The sequence below is a fragment of the Pseudomonas sp. SIMBA_067 genome, from assembly GCF_046534675.1.
Taxonomy (GTDB): Bacteria; Pseudomonadota; Gammaproteobacteria; order Pseudomonadales; family Pseudomonadaceae; genus Aquipseudomonas; species Aquipseudomonas putida.
Map to the genome: position 1 here is coordinate 1 of NZ_JAWRYH010000138.1, position 353 is coordinate 353.

Annotated in this window: 1 protein-coding gene; it reads left to right on the forward strand. The window is 35.1% G+C overall.

What is annotated here, in order from left to right; translation table 11 throughout:
* Positions 1-104: 104 nt before the first annotated feature.
* Positions 105-353 (forward strand): Rnf-Nqr domain containing protein (locus tag SB765_RS28410; RefSeq protein WP_410932326.1); only part of this gene is annotated, 249 nt, incomplete at its 3' end.

Below are 353 nucleotides of genomic sequence, written 5' to 3' on the forward strand. Positions count from 1 at the left end.
GCCCATTATTTAACGTTGTTTATTTAACTGATAATCACTCAACGTGTTGTTAATCGCAGTAGAAAAAAGGATAATACACGGGATTTTATTAGCGTGAGGCACACATGACAGAATACGTCTTGTTATTAATTGGAACAGTGTTAGTTAACAACTTTGTATTAGTACAATTTTTAGGCCTTTGCCCGTTTATGGGTGTATCAGGAAAACTTGATACAGCCATAGGTATGTCTTTAGCAACTACCTTTGTGCTAACGCTTGCCTCTGTGACCAGTTATTTAGTAAACGAGTATATTTTATTACCACTAGATATCACCTACCTGAAAACAATGAGCTTTATTTTAGTTATTGCAGTG